At 40.5% G+C, this 18072-nt stretch carries 13 protein-coding genes and 1 pseudogene; 4 read left to right on the top strand and 10 right to left on the bottom strand.

What is annotated here, in order from left to right; all coding sequences use genetic code 11:
* Window positions 1-6 precede the first annotated feature (6 nt).
* Window positions 7-1845 carry a glutamine--fructose-6-phosphate transaminase (isomerizing) gene (gene glmS / locus NE363_RS00445; protein ID WP_445535620.1) on the top strand — a complete coding sequence of 613 codons (1839 nt, stop codon included), beginning with the start codon at window positions 7-9 and terminating at the stop codon, window positions 1843-1845.
* 119 nt (window positions 1846-1964) lie between these two features.
* Here glmS and NE363_RS00440 read toward each other — a convergent pair whose 3' ends face one another.
* Window positions 1965-3173 (bottom strand): FAD-dependent oxidoreductase, encoded by a 1209-nt coding sequence (locus NE363_RS00440; protein ID WP_445535619.1) that lies wholly within the window; start codon window positions 3171-3173, stop codon window positions 1965-1967.
* Between the two features lie 118 nt (window positions 3174-3291).
* Between NE363_RS00440 and NE363_RS00435 the strand changes: the two genes are divergently transcribed.
* Window positions 3292-4104: an AraC family transcriptional regulator gene (locus NE363_RS00435; protein ID WP_445535618.1), complete on the top strand. Its 813-nt coding sequence runs from the start codon at window positions 3292-3294 to the stop codon at window positions 4102-4104.
* Window positions 4105-4182: 78 nt separating this feature from the next.
* Here NE363_RS00435 and NE363_RS00430 read toward each other — a convergent pair.
* Window positions 4183-4414: pseudogene (locus NE363_RS00430) on the bottom strand (hypothetical protein).
* A gap of 1008 nt (window positions 4415-5422) precedes the next feature.
* Here NE363_RS00430 and NE363_RS00425 point away from each other — a divergent pair.
* Window positions 5423-6628: a hypothetical protein gene (locus tag NE363_RS00425; protein WP_348901707.1), complete on the top strand. Its 1206-nt coding sequence runs from the start codon at window positions 5423-5425 to the stop codon at window positions 6626-6628.
* Between the two features lie 185 nt (window positions 6629-6813).
* Complete coding sequence (locus tag NE363_RS00420; RefSeq protein ID WP_445535617.1) at window positions 6814-7437, top strand: LysE family translocator; 624 nt, start codon at window positions 6814-6816, stop codon at window positions 7435-7437.
* Here the strand turns inward: NE363_RS00420 and murI are convergent.
* The 8 genes from murI to hutU form a co-directional block, all read right to left on the bottom strand.
* Window positions 7424-8224, bottom strand: coding sequence for a glutamate racemase (gene murI, locus NE363_RS00415; protein ID WP_445535616.1), 801 nt, complete (start codon window positions 8222-8224; stop codon window positions 7424-7426). The genes NE363_RS00420 and murI overlap by 14 nt on opposite strands.
* Window positions 8225-8247: 23 nt before the next feature.
* Window positions 8248-8886, bottom strand: a complete 639-nt coding sequence (locus NE363_RS00410) for an HAD family hydrolase (protein WP_445535615.1) — start codon at window positions 8884-8886, stop codon at window positions 8248-8250.
* 99 nt (window positions 8887-8985) lie between these two features.
* Window positions 8986-10812: a DUF885 domain-containing protein gene (locus NE363_RS00405; protein ID WP_445535614.1), complete on the bottom strand. Its 1827-nt coding sequence runs from the start codon at window positions 10810-10812 to the stop codon at window positions 8986-8988.
* A 253-nt stretch (window positions 10813-11065) separates the two neighbouring features.
* A complete protein-coding gene (gene hutG / locus NE363_RS00400; protein WP_445535613.1) occupies window positions 11066-11986 on the bottom strand; it encodes a formimidoylglutamase in 921 nt (306 codons plus the stop codon).
* 10 nt (window positions 11987-11996) lie between these two features.
* A complete protein-coding gene (hutI, locus tag NE363_RS00395) occupies window positions 11997-13202 on the bottom strand; it encodes an imidazolonepropionase (protein ID WP_191016209.1) in 1206 nt (401 codons plus the stop codon).
* A 51-nt stretch (window positions 13203-13253) separates the two neighbouring features.
* A complete protein-coding gene (locus NE363_RS00390; protein WP_004704780.1) occupies window positions 13254-14666 on the bottom strand; it encodes an amino acid permease in 1413 nt (470 codons plus the stop codon).
* Between the two features lie 64 nt (window positions 14667-14730).
* Window positions 14731-16269 carry a histidine ammonia-lyase gene (gene hutH, locus NE363_RS00385; protein WP_004704779.1) on the bottom strand — a complete coding sequence of 513 codons (1539 nt, stop codon included), beginning with the start codon at window positions 16267-16269 and terminating at the stop codon, window positions 14731-14733.
* A gap of 87 nt (window positions 16270-16356) precedes the next feature.
* On the bottom strand, window positions 16357-18033 hold the full coding sequence (hutU, locus tag NE363_RS00380) for a urocanate hydratase (RefSeq protein WP_002054061.1): 1677 nt from the start codon (window positions 18031-18033) through the stop codon (window positions 16357-16359).
* Between the last annotated feature and the right edge of the window lie 39 nt (window positions 18034-18072).

Below are 18072 nucleotides of genomic sequence, written 5' to 3'. Positions count from 1 at the left end.
TGAATTATGTGTGGTATCGTCGGAGGCGTTGCAGAGCGTTGTGTAACCGAAATTCTAATTGAAGGTTTAAAACGTCTTGAATATCGCGGTTATGATTCAGCAGGCGTTGCTGTACTGAATAATGAAGAAGTTTTACGTGAGCGTCGTGTAGGTAAGGTAATTAATCTTGCTGATGCAGTTGCTGAACACCAGCTCACTGGGGTAGTTGGTATTGCTCATACACGTTGGGCAACACATGGTAAACCAACTGAAAATAATGCTCACCCACATATGTCGGGTAAAGTGGCAGTTGTTCACAACGGTATTATCGAAAACTATCAAGAGCTTAAAGATGACCTTCAAGCTTTAGGATATGTGTTTACCTCTCAAACAGATACAGAAGTTGTCGCTCACTTAGTTGCAGAAGCACTAAAAAGCACTGACAGCTTACTTGAAGCAGTACAATCTGTTGTTCCTCAGCTTAAAGGTGCATACGCACTGGGTATTATCCATAGTGATTACCCAGATGAGTTAATCACTGTACGTGAAGGCTCACCACTCGTAATTGGTGTGGGTATTGGTGAAAACTTTATTAGTTCAGACCAACTTGCACTGTTACCTGTAACTAACCGTTTTATGTATTTAGAAGAAGGTGATATTGCTCGCCTGACTCGTACTTCAATTGAAGTATTTGCAAACGGTCAACCTGTTGAACGTCCAGTGAAAGAGCTTGACGCAACAGTAAGCAATGCTTCAAAAGGTGAATACAAACACTACATGCTCAAAGAAATTTATGAGCAACCAGAAGCAATCAAACAAACGATTTCTCAAGCGCTTGATGGCAACAGCTTACGCGAAGATTTCTTGCAAGATGCTGAGGCAGATTTCAGTAAAATTCAAAGCGTACAGATTATTGCATGTGGTACAAGCTACCACTCAGGCATGATCGCGAAGTATTGGTTCGAACAACTGATTGGTGTGCCTTGCCAAGTTGAAATCGCAAGTGAATTCCGCTATCGCACACCTGTGATTGTTGAAAATACGCTTTATATCTGTATTTCTCAATCAGGCGAAACAGCCGATACTTTAGCTGCATTACGTGAAACGCAAAAACGTGCGAAAGCAAACAATATCGATATTCAAACTTTGACTATCTGTAACGTTGCTACGTCTTCAATGGTACGTGAAACTGACCATCACTTATTGACCCTTGCTGGGCCTGAAATTGGTGTTGCATCAACGAAAGCGTTCACGACTCAGCTTGCTGCGCTTATGCTACTCGTCTTAAAAATTGGACAAGTAAAACAGCGTATTAGCAATGTCATGATTGAAGAGATTGCTCGTGAATTGTGGCACAGCCCGAAAGTAATTCTTGATACGCTTAAAAATAACGATGAAATTTTACGCTTATCAGAATTGTTTGTTGAAAAACAACACTGTTTATTCTTAGGCCGTGGTACACACTATCCAATCGCTTTGGAAGGTGCATTAAAGCTTAAAGAAATTTCATATATTCACGCAGAAGGTTATGCGGCTGGTGAGTTAAAACACGGCCCATTGGCTCTTGTTGATAACGAAATGCCAATCGTGATTCTTGCGCCAAACGACGAAATGCTTGATAAGCTTAAGTCGAATATGGAAGAAGTTCAGGCGCGTGGTGGTGAATTATTCGTTTTCGCTGATGAAAATAGCGGCGTAGTCGAAAAAGATCGTCAACACGTTGTACAAATTCCAGCAGTAAACGAATGGCTTGCTCCAATCATTTATAGTGTACCAGTTCAGTTGTTGTCTTATCACGTTGCTGTATTACGTGGTACAGACGTTGACCAGCCACGTAACTTGGCTAAGTCAGTAACTGTAGAGTAATAATCAGACACGCTATCTATATGCGTGTTTGAACAATAAAGTTGTAAACCAGATAAACCCAGCCATGCTGATTAAAAAGCAGGCTGGGTTTTTCTATGAGTGAAAAATAAATTTTCATTTCACGCAGTAGACATTTTAAATAATCTTTCTGCTCCTCGGTTTGAGCTTGCTATAGCTTCTATAGCCCACGCTCGCATTTGCTTCTCGTAATCATTGAGAGCATTTGTAATTTCATCATTTTCTGAATCTATTTTGGCAAACATGCTGCCTAATAGACTCGCATCTTTAAGTGCTGTATTGGCTCCTACTCCTCCTGCGGGGCTCATTGCATGTATAGCGTCTCCTAACAATGTTACAGAACCTGTTTTCCATGCAATTTCTGGACGACCATTTCGTATTGGTAGCATAGCGACAGCGGATAAGTCTGTTTGACGTATGATCTGCTGAATGGTGAGATGCCAGTCTTCTGTGACATCAAACATGACTTTGTGAAGGACTGCCTGTAATTCTTGCTGTGAAACCGTTGAGTGACCAATGCCAAAGCGTGATTTTGGGCCAATAAGTGCCCAGTATAAATAGTCATCTATGGGAGTAAGTGAACATCGAGGCTCAATACATGCGGCAATATCTGGCAACGGAGCTTTAAAGCATATGTCATCAAAAATCGCGGTAAATCCATTTGCAAAAATGACCCTCATACCGTTATCCAGTGCATGGTCATTGAGTTTTTTGAGTTGTGTTTTTCCGTAAATACAAATTGAGCCGGTATCCAAAGGTAGTGCATCAGGAGCTAATTGTGATCGAACAGCCGAATTTACTCCATCGGCACCCACTAGCGCATCTGAAGAAATTGGACTTCTATTGTCAAAATAAACCTCGACACGACCATCCTGTTTCACAACATAGTGATCGAATGCGTGATTGAAGTGAATGTGGTCTTCAATACCCGTCATAAGGATCTCTCTTAAAGTTTGGCGATTGACTCTAAGATCTTCATCTTTAATGGGGTTTTCTTCGTCTGTATTTGATCGCCAACTCTCCGGTATGCGTTCCTCTAGAGTACTTTCAAGTTGCGGCGTTAAAAATTGCCCAGCCGATGCAGCAATAGACGCTGTCTCGCGGAACAAGGTATAGAGTGATTCGGGAAGACTAGCAGCTAGAGCGCGTTGACCATCAGCATCAATGCGTATCCGATAACCTTGGGTTCTGCTATTTGGCGCAGGATCCCGTTCAAAAACATCGAATGCAATATGAGCCCGTTTAAGCATTTGAGCCAAGCATAATCCACCAAGCCCAGCCCCAATAATCGATATATGTAGTTGTTTCATATATGTTATTCCTGTTGTTTCTATCAGGATAAATAAATGTTGGTGCTAAAAAGTATTGCATAGAGGAATTTGGCAGTGATAACGTAATTTGGCCAATAAATACAGAAATCTGGCCAATATGAGTGATAGTACAGATGTAGATATTGATTACAGTGAATGGTCCGAGGGGCCTTCATTGATAGCAATTCGCGGTGAAGATAAACCGAATAATCAATATCGGTTAGGCACGCGGGAATATGATTGGCACAACCATGTCCGTGGTCAATTATTGTGTGTTGATACGGGATTTATAGAAGTAAAAACATCTCATGGTTCATGGCTTTTGCCACCATCAAGAGCAAGTTGGATACCCCCAGGCGTATCGCATAAAATTAAAGTGAGCGGCGCTCTGAGTGGTTGGACGCTTTTCATGACCCCGATATTGTGTTCAGATTTGCCACAGTATCCTTGTGTGATTGGAATCAGTGAGTTATTACGGGCTTTGGCAAAGAGAGCTTCTGAGTGGAATAAGTTGAGTGATTTAGCACTCGATCAAAAAAATATAATTGCAGTCATTCAAGATGAAATTCGTCTTTCTCCCCATGAAGCACTCCATCTACCCATGCCTCAAGATCCTCGTTTAGAGCGAGTGCTCAGAACTATGCTGGCAGAACCTGATTGTCAACGTAGCCTTGATGAATGGGCCTTATACGGGGCAATGTCGTCGCGAACATTGCGGCGACTCATTCTTGCAGAAACTGGTCTAAGTTTTGCGCAGTGGCGTCAACAGGCTCAATTAATGCATAGTTTGGAGTTACTAGCGCGAGGGACTTCAGTTGCAGAGGTTTCCGAAGTGTTGGGCTATACATCACCCAGTAGTTTTATTGCTATGTTTCGAAGAGCACTAGGTGACCCTCCAGCACGTTACTTTTCAAAACGGAGACTCCCCTAGGCCCCTATGTCACAACGGACTTCTACTTTTGCGCTGATTTAAAGCTTGAGACATCATTGCGACACAGAGATAAAGGAGCTAAGCGAACTTAGCCCATTTCAGTTTTATCGCAGCGTTGAATACTGCTAAACAAGTTAGGGGCAAAGTCCTGTGGGAGAACAGGACTTTGCAAACTGGTGCGTTTTAAACGTTGTACGGTTTAAGGTGAACAAATTCTTTTAAATTCCTGCTGAGCCTTGGCGTCATCATTTGTAATACTGTAAGCACCGACCTCAAGGTTTAAAAACAATAAATATTTATGTAGCTTCATATTATTCTCATGATTATTTATAAATTTAAATAAAATAAAAATATGATTTGAATAAATATTAAAATAATTTTTCAAATAATAATTAATCCTTCCACAAATATAGGAAAATAAAATAATTAAAATTTTAAAATAGAAATAATTTATAAATTTAAAAAATCAGGTCGCAAAAAAACTAAATTTTAAATAAATAAAATAGTTAACTAAAAAAGAAAATGAGTTTAAATAATGGCATGGCTAACTCCTTAAAAAATGGAGTTCTACCACCAGATTACCGCGAATTAATTTAGGGTGGTAGAACGAAAGAGGGTTAGCAGACTGACCTAGCGACCAGCACGCGCGAACGCGTCCCCCTTCCGCCCTACCATAGAGAAAAAGGGGGCACAAAGGTTCCACACGGGTAATACTGAGGAAGTATAACCCGACACGCTAGGGTACGGTCTGCTAAAACCGACTGGCAATGTAGGCCAGCAACGAGATAATAATCGGTGATTTTAATTACGTCAATTTATTTTAATGAAAAAATTTTAAATATAATTATTTTATTCATATTTAAATAATATTGTCCTCCTTATTATATTTATGGCTTTTAATTAAATCTAAAATATAAAATTTGGTTATATATATTTAATTAATAAAATAGATTAGCCATTAATCCTAATTTAATAGTTTATATAAATAACTCTATGATATGATGAAGAATATCTAGGGATAAAACATCTTATAGAGCACCCTACTCCATAAGTCGATAAGCGAGCACTTCTGGCATCTTTTCCAAAACTTATTTCTCTATAGCTTTATTGAATTTATAAAGCTCTAAAGCATAGTCTATACCTTTTATTAAGACCCTCTAATAAATACAAATAAATCAGCATGTTATGTACAAAAATCAACAAAAACACTTGTCTTTTTACATGAAAAATCATGATATAAATCACGCTTCGAAATTTGCCTAATAACTATAAATTTCGACTATTACAAAAACTTTCTAATTATAAGGAGCGACTTATCATGGCTAATGGATTTCCAGGTGGAAACTTTAGAATCGTTAACAAAGAAACAGGTGCATGTATCGCAAGCGCATACGGTGGACAAACCCATGGCTTACAAGATGCTGTAAGTTCACTTGGAGAAACGGGTAAGATAGCTTACTCGCATACAAACGACCGACTATTTACGGTACATGACAAAGTTAAAAACATAGACGAAGAGCTTTGGTATTTTGACAGTCGCGAATATCGCAGTGGACGTGAGAATAAGCTATATAACAAAGTTAAAGATATTCGTTCAAATTGGGTGCTCGGTGCTTACGTTAAAACAAAAGTGATTGGATTTAAACTTAAAGACCACGACTTAGAACATTTTATTAATCTTTTACCACAGCAAGATGAACAAACACTAGCTCATTTAAGAACCAATGATGGTCTGGATATTATTCGCTTATTAGAAACATTCATTGATATTAACGGCGAAGAAACCATTAAATCGGAACTCATTGGCAAACCTGATGAGCCTAAGCTAAATGATCTTTTAAATCCAGTTCTCGCTCATAAGTCAATTCGTAGCATTGAGCAAAAGTTCTATAAACTTGCTTCCGCTCCTTGGCTAGGTTTAAATATTCCTGATTTTAAAGGTATTTCTGAACTTGATGAACAACTCTATAAGATCATTCTTGCCTCTGTGCAATTAGATGTCTTGGATCAAAAAGATTGGCAATCAGATTCAGTGTTCCGATTGTATTTACGCCATTACAATATTAATGAGCTTCTAGAAAAAATTAAAAAAGAGCAACTTGGGAAACTCCAAGAAAAAGTATGGACAGAGCTTCAAGATGTAGAAGCCCCTCAAAAAGAAGCCGTAAAAATTATTCTAGAGCTTAGAAAAACTCTAGATTTACATACTGATGAGAAAAATATGGATACGGCAAAAAAGATTTTGCAGACATGTTTAAAGTCAAATGAATCTTTTGAACAACTGCAAACAGCATTAAAAAGTACAAAAGATAAAGAAAAGCAAGCAGTTCATTGGCATAGTGGCGATATTTTCTTACAAGGCGCTGGCCGTCAGTACCAAACTAGTTGGGCATTTGAAGATGGTTATATCTTTGTAGAAGGCCAACCAGATGCGGTATTGACGCATCTCTGGGATTCACATGCAACGATCAGTCAACGCTCTACTAATGATCCGAGACAGCGCTGGGAACTTAAAAGAGCTTAATAGGCAGTGACTCCAAAAGCTAAATAAGCTTATTTTCAATCATCCAAAGAATTTAAATCATTCTTTGGATGATTTTGAGTTTTATAGAAGTAAATCTGTTTATAAAATTGAAATACTTATAAATTTCTTATACTTTAAATTGTTTAAAATTCATTCAAAAATAGTAACTATAAGATAGGTAAAACATGATTTCTTTAGAGTTATTCATTACATTTTTAATTACTACAATTATTTTTGCTTATATTCCGGGTCCAGCAATGCTGTATACCGCTGCGCAGACGCTTTCACGTGGTAGAAAATCTGGTTTGATGGCAGCATTTGGAATTTTCTTAGGAGGCTGTTTTCATATCATCGCAGCCTCTTTGGGCCTAACAACCATCTTTCAAATTATTCCAAAACTCTATGATATTATTAAAATTTTAGGTGCTTTGTATTTAGTTTGGTTAGGCATTAAATTAATTAGATCGACCTCGTCACCGACTGTTCAGCAACATGTTGAAAATGGTCAGTTATCTTTAAAGCAGAGCATTCTGGTCGAAGTTTTAAACCCTAAAACCGCTATTTTTTATATCGCATTTTTACCCCAATTTATTAATACCTCATTAGATTTTCCAGTTTGGTCTCAATTCATCATTCTGGGTCTGATTGTGAATCTGATCTTTGTTTCTGCCGATGTGGTTTGTGTGTTTTTAGCCAATTATATTAGCCAAAAATTAACTAAATCGAAGAAGCCCCAAAAATCTATGTCAGTGATGGGTGGACTCATTTTTATGGGGCTAGGCGTTTTTCTTGGCTTTAAAAATCAGTAGTTTCTACGGGTAAACGCGTACCTAACAAAGAAAAAGTAACGTCCGCAACTTCCAACGGGTCTGAACTGGTCCAAATAATATGATTCCCCTCATTTGGACTTTCAGAACTTAAATGATATTGATTAAGCTGCCGAATTAATTGCGCTGTTACAGCTTCGGAAGGCTCAATAATTTGAATATCACGGCCTACAATTTCCTGAATCGCATCTGAGACAAATGGATAGTGCGTGCATCCTAAAATAATCGTATCGACTTTTTGTTCGACCAACGGTGCCAAAATATTTTTTAAATAATCCTTAACCTCCACGGTATGTGCTTTGCCCGTTTCAATTTTTTCAGCCAGACCAATACACGGCACTAAAGACACTTTAATATCTTGCGCATACGTTTCAATCAAACTTTTTAAGTTTTTGCCCTTCACCGTGGTGGCAGTTGCCAAAACAGCAATATGCTTGCTCACGGTCATGGCTACCGCGGGTTTTACCGCTGGTTCTATCGCAATAAGCGGCACATTAATTTGCGCTCTAATCGTTTCAACCGCTACAGCCGTCATGGTGTTACAAGCAATCACGATCGCTTTGCATTTACCATGAGTCACTAGGTTTGAAATTAAATGCGTAGTCCGTGAAACAATCCAGTCACTTTCTCTGTCGCCATACGGGACATATTTCGAGTCAGCGAAATAGATAATATCTTCATTCGGAAGGGCCTGCCGAATATACTTAAAGAGAGACAGCCCGCCTAAACCAGAGTCAATCATTCCAATCGGGTTGTTACTATTATTCATGGTTAGTCCCGTATTTCATGTATTTAGAAAAATTCTTTCATGGTTGCCAAGTCTGTGAGCACGACTTTGGGCTGAATGGTTTTTAATTTTTCAGCCGATGTATATCCCCAACCTACTGCAGCAAAATCAATACCTGCTTTATGTGCAGCTTCGCCATCCGTGGTTTGGTCGCCAACATAAATAGCTTGTTTTTTACTTACTTCCAAAATGTTGAGAACACGCTTTATTCGCTTCGCTTTGCCAAATATAGACGAGCCGCCATCAATATGGCTAAAAAGCTCACAGAGTTCTTCACCCAGTACATTTTGACAGTTTTCTTTAGAGTTAGAGGTAATAATTGCGAGCGTATATCCCTGCTTATGCAGTTCAATTAGGTGGTCACGCATACCTTCAAACAAATGAATTTCTTCATCTCTTTCTTTCATTAACCGAATAAAGTCTTTCGCAATCCAAGGCAGTTTCCACCGAGAAACATTCATCTCTTTCATAATTTCTCTAGGCGTAAGTTGTTTGTAGTACTCAACTTCGTGAAGGCTTACCGTTTTAAAATTATACTTTGCGGAAAGTTGATTTAAAACGTTTAGAAAAAAATGAAAGGAATCGACTAAAGTGCCATCTAAATCAAAAATAATCGCTTGATATTGTTTTAAGGTTTTTTCCATTTCTAATTTCAAAAGTATATTTTTCATTATTATATTATGTTTTTTATACATTTTTAAATCAGGCCCAACGAGGACCTGACCTAAATTTCGGATTTTATTTTAAGCTGCCGCTTTTTGTTCCTTTATCCAATTTTTAATACGGGCATCGAGTATATTTAAAGGCAGTGTTCCTGCATTTAAGATCATGTCATGGAATGCTTTGATATCAAAACGATCTCCAAGCTCCTGTTTTGCAAGCTCCCTTAGCTCTAAAATTTTGAGTTGGCCCATCTTGTATGCCAATGCTTGTGCAGGAATAGCAATATAGCGGTCTGCCTCTGCCTGAATATCTGGTTCATCTAAAGCTGAGTGTTCCCGCATAAAATCAATCATTTGCTGACGCGTCCATTTTTTATAATGTACGCCAGTGTCCACCACTAAACGACAAGCACGGAACAACTCACTCGATAGTCTTCCATAGTCTGAAAGTGGGTCTTTATAAAAACCAACGTCTTTGCCCAATTGCTCGGCATAAAGTGCCCATCCTTCAATATAAGCGGTGTGGTTAGGCTGCTTACGGAACATCGGCAAGTTTGGCAGGTTTTGGGCAATATCAATCTGCATATGGTGGCCGGGAATTGCCTCATGGTAAGCGGTCGCTTCCATTGATATTTTGGAACGTTCAGAGAAGTCGCCAGTATTTACATATACTTGTCCGGAGCGTGAACCATCAGGTGTTCCTTGGTGATACTCCGCACCTGCCGCTTCTTTTTCTCGATATTGCTCTACAGGTAAAACCTCGACTTTATTTTTGGGTAATAAACCAAATAGTTTCGGCAACTCTGGCTGCATTTGGGCAATATACCCGCGATAAATCTCTAAAATTTCTTCACGAGATTTTGGGAAAACCGCTGGATTTGTTTTTAGAGATTGTTGGAAACTTTTTAAGTCATTGAAACCTTGTGCTTTAGCAATTTTCAGCATTTCCGCTTCTATACGAGCAACTTCTTTGAACCCGAGCTGATGAATAGTTTCAGGGCTTTCCGACGTGGTTGTATTGTTTTCTACATAAAAACGATAAAGCTCGTCACCGTTTGGCAAACTCCATATACCCTCGTGCTGTCGTCCATAGGGTAAGTAATCTTTCTGAATAAACGTTCCGAGTTTTTGATAAGCGGGGCGAACTTGCTGATCTATGGCCTGTAGTATTTCACGGCTTAAACGCTCTTGTTCTGCTTTCGAAATGTTTTTTGGAAATTGCTTTAATGGAGAAGCAAAAACACTGTCTTTCCCTGCTGGCGTTGCAATCCTATCAATCTGCTTTGCCACTTTTTCAAGTAAATATTTCGGTGGCATTAAACCATCTTTTTGTCCTTGTTTCGCTAACTGAATCCCTTGATCAAGAATAAGAGGAATTTGTTTTAAACGAGCAATATAGTCTTGATATTGTTTAGTATTATCAAAGGGAATCGAACTAATAAATCCCGGAAATTGTAAATGTAGTCCCCACATTTGATTGAAAGGCATCTCATAGAGTTTCAAATCATAACTTTTAAGTGTCTCTTTCAACTGATAAATCATTAAGTCTTTATTTAATTGATCGGTTGCTGAAAACCCTGTGCTATCAATCGCTTCAAAACGTTTTAAAAAATTTTGAGTAGTTTTTTTATCTTTCTCGATCTGATTTTTTGAAAATTCGGTCCATCGATCGTTGTAGCGTAAATCGCCTAAAGTCGTTGCAGTTTCAGGATTATTTTTTAAAGTATATTCCCATTGTTCTTGTAAAAGCTGATTTAAAGCTTTCACCCGAACAGAGACATTATTGTTTTGTTTAGCTTGTGATTTTTCGGTGGTATTTGTATTTATTTCGGGGGGTGTAGCATTAGAAGAATGAGACATCCAAAATAAAGCACTGATACAAGCAAAATGTAAGGTTCTGTTTTTCATTTAATTATCCAAACATATTTAACGAAGTTTAAAATATAGACAAAACAAATTACGTGCCAAGCAGCCTATAAAATAGTGTAAAAATCGAGTATTTTTTTAACTCAATGATTTTATAAATTAATTTTCTTTTTAATTAAATTATTTACAGTTGCTATCTATATTCCGAATCTGACTTTAATTTACCAGAAAGTCAAAAAAAGCGCACATGAGCCATCTCAGTGCACTTTTTCATTTCTACATTAAAAATTGTTTCTCAAGAAAACAAATATTGATAAACAATATACGCAGCCAGTTTCGCTGTTCGATTGTCTAAATCAAATTTTGGATTGCACTCGGCAATATCTAAAAGTTTGATTTTGCCAGTCTCTTGAATATGCTTAAAAATTGCTTCAAAAGTGGCTAAATCAATTCCTTTGACAGCTGGCGCACTGACCCCCGGTGCAACCGCAGCCGCGAAGACATCTAAATCAATCGTAACGTACAAACAGTCTACTTTTTCAATAAAAGCATCAACCGCTGCAAGCACGTTGTTTAGGTTAAAAATATTAACCTCATGATCACGTAAATATGAACAATTTAACGCATCGGCCGTATCAAACAAAACTTTAGTATTGGCATGGTTAGCAACCCCAATACATAAGTAATTAAATTGTTTTTGATGCTGTTCTGAAAGTCGAGCTGCTTGTAAAAAAGGTGTTCCAGAGGTGGCATGCTCTGCTTCACGCAAATCAAAATGGGCATCAAAATTAATAATGCCTATTTTTTTATCTGGCGCGTGGGCTTGTACATATTGGAACAGACCACTAAAGCTACCAAATGCAACTTCATGTCCACCGCCCAACACAATCGGCTTTAAACCATTTTGCAGGCTATTGGCGACTTGTTCTGCTAACTCGCTTTGTGCTTGCTCTAAATTCTCATATTCGCAAGTCACTGTACCCAAATCGACCAGGCTCACTGGGCGATGAATCGGTAAGTTAGCCAGTTGTGCACGAATCGCATCTGGCGCATCGGCAGCACCAACTCGGCCTTTGTTACGTTTCACGCCTTCATCAGAGCTAAAGCCAATCAGGGCAAACTCGACATGTTGGGTTTTATTCATAATATGATGGATACGTTGATGTGCTTCACCATCGCCATCATGACGGCCTTGCCATTTAAATGTGTGATTCATATGCCACCGTCTAAAAAATAACTTCTTGTCCATGCTGAACGACTCGCTTAGGCAAATCGCCGCCCAGCCAGTAAACAATTTCAGATGGATGTTCAATATCCCAAGCCACAAAATCAGCGACTTTACCCTGCTCTAAACTGCCGTGCGTTTGCTCTAAACCGAGCGCTTGTGCCGCATGAATGGTGACACCCGCTAATGCTTGCTCAGGCGTTAAACGGAAGAGCGTACTGCCCATATTCAGCATTAAACGTACAGAAAGTGCAGGAGATGTACCCGGATTTAAATCACTCGAGAGCGCAATACGCACGCCATGCTTAATCAGGCTTTCAATCGGTGGGTATTGTGTTTCACGTAATAGGTAAAAGGCACCCGGCAATAACACAGCAACCGTACCCGACTCTGCCATAGCTTTGACATCATCTTCGGTCATGTACTCTAAATGGTCAGCCGACAAAGCATGATAACGTGCTGCCAAGCTTGAACCACCTAGCGATGAGAGCTGTTCAGCATGAAGCTTAACGGGTAGACCCAATGATTGTGCCGTTTTAAAAACACGTTCAACCTGAGCGGGTGAAAATGCCAAATGCTCACAGAACGCATCTACTGCATCGACCAAACCTTCAGCATGCAGTTTAGGCAGCATTTCTGTACAGATATGCTCGATATAAGCATCGCTTTGATCTTTGTACTCTGGCGGTAAAGCATGAGCAGCCAAACAGGTACTTTTGACCGTCATCGGTAAAGCTTCACCAATTTGACGGATCACACGCAGCATCTTGCGTTCATTTTCGTAGTTGAGTCCGTAGCCAGACTTAATTTCGATGGTCGTTACACCATCTTGTTGCATGCAACGAATACGTTTTAGGGCTGATTTCAGTAATTGTTCTTCGCTGGCTTCTCGCGTTGCGCGTACTGTACTTGCAATACCGCCACCACTTGCAGCAATTTCAGCATAACTTACGCCTTGTAAGCGCTTTTCAAACTCAACGCTACGGTTACCACCAAATACACTATGCGTATGACAGTCGATGAAACCTGGGGTTACCCAAGCGCCATTTAAGTCAACTGTTTCGGAGTAAGTGTCGGCAGGAAGTTGTTGTTGTTTTCCAATCCAATGGATGAGATGCCCTTCGGTAACAATTGCAGCATCTTCGATATAAGAATATTGCCCATTTTGCATGGTCGCAATATGGCAGTTCTGCCAAAGTTTTTTCATTAGCCTATCCTCGAAACTGCCCAACAGTAAAACCATTGGGCAGTTGATTTGTTAGCTTTCCATTTCTATGTTTTGCTGGACAGGCTCACTTTCCTTTCCCAAGCTTTGCTCCGGCTTTACCCAAATGCGATACGCAATGGTTAACAGAGCAAGCCATGCCGCACCTACATAAATTGCAGGACGCGAGTCTGGGAAGTAGCCCATCATCACTAAAATGAACACCATAAACCCGATTGCAAAAGCAGGTGCATATGGCCAGCCGAATACAGGGAAATCCAGTGCCTTAATTTCAGCAGTAGATAATTTACGGCGCATCGCCACTTGCGAAAGCAAGATCATGAGCCATACCCAAACTGTTGCAAACGTTGCAATTGATGCAATGATGACAAATACATTTTCAGGAATCAGGTAGTTCAGTACCACACCAATTAACAGCACGCCAGCCATAACCACAACAGTCATCCAAGGCACACCATTACGTGAAAGTTTCTTGAACACTTGCGGTGCTTGACCACGATTTGCCATACCGTACAACATACGGCCTGCACCAAATACATCACTGTTAATTGCTGAAATTGCAGCAGTTACCACCACAACGTTTAAAATATTTGCAGCAGATTTAATGCCTAAGTTTTCAAAAATTTGTACAAACGGGCTACCTTGGCTACCAATCTGGTTCCATGGGAAAATCGACATCAGTACAAAAATAGTCAGTACATAGAACAGTAAAATACGGACTGGAACGGCATTAATTGCTTTTGGTAAGGTTGTTTTTGGGTCTTGTGACTCACCTGCGGTTAAACCAATAATCTCGATACCACCAAAGGCAAACACGACTACAGATAAACATGCCACTAAACCTGCAATACCATGCGGCATGAAACCATCATAAATCCATAGGTTTTGAAGCCCCGGTACAACATTGCTGTGATCAACATGGAAGCCATAAAACATAAGGCCTAAACCACCAATAATCATGGCAACAATGGCACTGACTTTAACAATTGAAAGCCAAAATTCGAGTTCACCAAAGACTTTTACATGAATAAGATTAATTGCACCTAGGAACATAATGAGAGACAAAATCCAGATCCACCGTGGTACATCGGGATACCAGAACCCCATATAAATACCAAACGCAGTGACATCGGCAATTGCAACAATCACCATCTCAAAAACATAGGTCCAACCTGTGGTAAAACCAGCCAATGGACCAATGTACTGAGATGCATAGTGGCTGAATGAACCAGAGACAGGGTTATGGACAGCCATTTCACCCAGTGCGCGCATAACGATATAAATTGCAATCCCTGCAACGATATACGCAAGTAATACTGAAGGCCCTGCCATTTTGATGGCAGTCGCCGAACCATAGAAAAGCCCAGTTCCAATTGCTGAGCCCAATGCCAAGAAACGAATATGGCGGGTGTTTAAACCCCGCTGTAGTGTGGAGTTTTGTGACATTTTAATCTCCAATCCTTGAGGAAATTTAGTTGGATTCGGCCACTCCATGTGACCGTTTTATCAATCACACTTCAGATAAACTAGGGAGCAGTTTTGGAATGAGTAACTTGTTTAGGCAACCACTCGCAAGCAATTCGCTAGCTTGTTCGATATCCGGAGCAAAGAAACGATCTTCGCTGTAGTAAGGAACTTGATCGCGCAAGATTTTACGAGCTTGTTCAAGTTTAGGCGAGCTTTTTAAACCTTCACGGAAGTCTAAACCCTGACAAGCGCCTAACCATTCAACAGCTAAAATGCCACGAACGTTGTCAGCCATGTACCAAAGACGCTTACCGGCATTCGGAGCCATCGATACGTGGTCTTCCTGATTGGCAGAAGTTGGTAAACTATCAACACTTGCAGGATGTGCTAATGCCTTATTATCGCTCGCAAGTGCAGCAGCTGTCACTTGTGCAATCATAAAGCCTGAGTTAACACCGCCATTTGCAACCAAGAATGGTGGAAGTTGTGACATGTGGCGGTCCATCATCATCGAAATACGACGTTCTGACAGTGAGCCAATTTCAGCGATCGCCAACGCTAAATTATCTGCCGCCATTGCAACAGGCTCTGCATGGAAGTTACCACCAGAAATCACGTCACCTTGTTCAGCAAATACGAGCGGGTTATCCGATACAGCATTTGCTTCAATTTCTAATACTTCAGCAGCTTGACGGATTTGGGTTAAACATGCACCCATCACCTGTGGTTGGCAACGTAAAGAGTACGGGTCTTGAACTTTGCTACAGTCTTCATGTGAATGTGCAATTTCACTTGAGTCTGTTAAAAGGTCACGATAAGCCGCAGCTACATCAATTTGACCACGTTGGCCACGTACTTCGTGAATACGAGCATCGAATGGTGCACGTGAACCCAACATTGCTTCAACGCTTAAGCCACCACAAACCGTTGCAGCAGCAAACAAGTCTTCAGCTTCAAACAAGCCACGTAATGCATAAGCAGTTGACACTTGTGTACCGTTTAAAAGTGCTAAACCTTCTTTAGCAGCTAAAGAAATCGGTTCTAAACCTGCAACTTTTAAAGCTTCAACTGCTGGTAACCATTCACCCTTATAACGCGCCTTACCTTCACCAAGTAACACTAAAGACATGTGTGCAAGTGGTGCCAAGTCACCTGAAGCACCTACTGAACCTTTCAGTGGAATGTGTGGGTAAACTTCGGCATTAATTAAAGCCAACAAAGCATCAATTACTTTACGACGAATACCAGAGAAGCCACGCGCCAAGCTATTTGCTTTCAATAGAATAATTAAACGAACCATTGCATCATCAAGTGCTTCACCTACACCTGCTGCATGCGAAAGAACCAATGAACGTTGTAACTTTTCTAAATCTTCAGGAGCGATTTTGGTTGACGCTAGTAAGCCAAAGCCTGTGTTAATACCGTAAGCTGTACGCCCTTCATTTACAATTTTCTCAACGCAAGCCACACTTGCATCAATTGCAGATGAAGCACTTTCATCCAATTTAACTTTGATCGGGTTGAGGTACGCTTGACGTAAATCGGCTAAGGTCAGTTTTCCCGGTTGGATAAGTAATTCCATGTTGGCTTCCTAATTTTTTGCACTATATTCTGCTGAGACGGTGCTTTTCACAATTGCAAAAAGCACCGCTAGTTCTTCCATGTATTTTTATTGCGTGATCATTGGCAAGTGTAAGCCTTGCTCTTTCGCACAGTTAATCGCAATTTCATAACCTGCATCGGCATGACGCATAACACCTGTTGCAGGGTCATTAGTCAATACGCGAGCAATACGTGCAGCAGCTTCATCTGTACCATCACACACAATCACAACGCCTGAGTGTTGAGAGAAGCCCATACCTACACCACCACCGTGATGTAAAGACACCCAAGTTGCGCCGCCTGCTGTATTGAGCAACGCATTTAATAAAGGCCAGTCTGATACTGCGTCTGAGCCGTCTTGCATTGCTTCAGTTTCACGGTTTGGACTTGCAACCGAACCTGAGTCTAAATGGTCACGACCAATCACCACAGGTGCAGACAATTCGCCGCTACGAACCATTTCGTTAAATGCCAAACCAAGTTTTGCACGTAAGCCTAAACCTACCCAGCAAATACGCGCTGGTAAACCTTGGAAGCTAATGCGTTCACGAGCCATGTCTAACCAGTGATGTAAATGCTCATCATCAGGAATTAATTCTTTAACTTTGGCATCTGTTTTATAAATGTCTTCTGGGTCACCAGAAAGCGCTGCCCAACGGAATGGACCAATACCACGACAGAACAATGGACGGATGTACGCAGGTACGAAACCTGGGAAATCAAAAGCGTTTGCTACGCCTTCATCTTTCGCCATTTGACGGATGTTATTACCATAGTCAAATGTTGGAACACCCATTTTTTGGAAATCGAGCATCGCTTGTACGTGTTTCGCCATCGACTGTTTTGCAGCTTTTACAACAGCTTCTGGTTCAGTTTTCGCACGTTCACGGTATTCATCCCAAGTCCAGCCTACTGGTAAGTAACCATTAAGTGGATCGTGTGCACTTGTTTGGTCTGTCACCATGTCTGGACGTACACCACGGCGAACAAGCTCAGGTAAAATCTCTGCAGCGTTACCATGAAGCGCAATTGAAATTGCTTTGCCTTCTTTTGTATAGCGATCAATACGCGCTAAAGCGTCGTCTAAATCAGTTGCTTGTTCGTCTACATAACGAGTACGTAAACGGAAATCGATACTTGCTTGTTGGCATTCGATGTTTAAAGAACACGCACCTGCAAGTGTTGCAGCTAGAGGCTGAGCACCACCCATACCACCTAAACCAGCAGTAAGCACCCAACGACCTTTTAAATCACCGTTGTAGTGTTGGCGACCTGCCTCAACGAAAGTTTCATAAGTACCTTGTACAATGCCTTGGCTACCAATGTAGATCCATGAACCTGCTGTCATTTGACCGTACATTGCAAGTGCTTTTGCGTCTAACTCGTTGAAGTGTTCCCAGTTTGCCCAGTGCGGTACAAGGTTTGAGTTTGCAATTAAAACGCGTGGTGCATCTTTATGAGTTTTAAACACACCTACTGGTTTGCCTGATTGAACCAATAAAGTTTCGTCAGTTTCAAGATTTTTTAGCGTATCTACAATTTTGTCGAAACATTCCCAGTTTCGTGCTGCACGACCAATACCACCGTATACAACTAACTCTTTCGGGTTTTCTGCAACGTCCGGATCAAGGTTATTCATCAACATACGTAATGGGGCTTCAGTTAACCAACTCTTAGCCGTTAATTCAGTGCCGCGTGGTGCACGAATTTCTACATCACGAAATTTTGTTGTCGTTGTTGTCACAGTCGGACTCCTTCCTTTGAGCTTACATCAGCAGAACAT

The organism is Acinetobacter sp. G18, assembly GCF_052660225.1.
The sequence above is the reverse complement of the archived record's forward strand: the minus strand, read 5'-3'. Positions and strand labels throughout refer to the sequence as shown.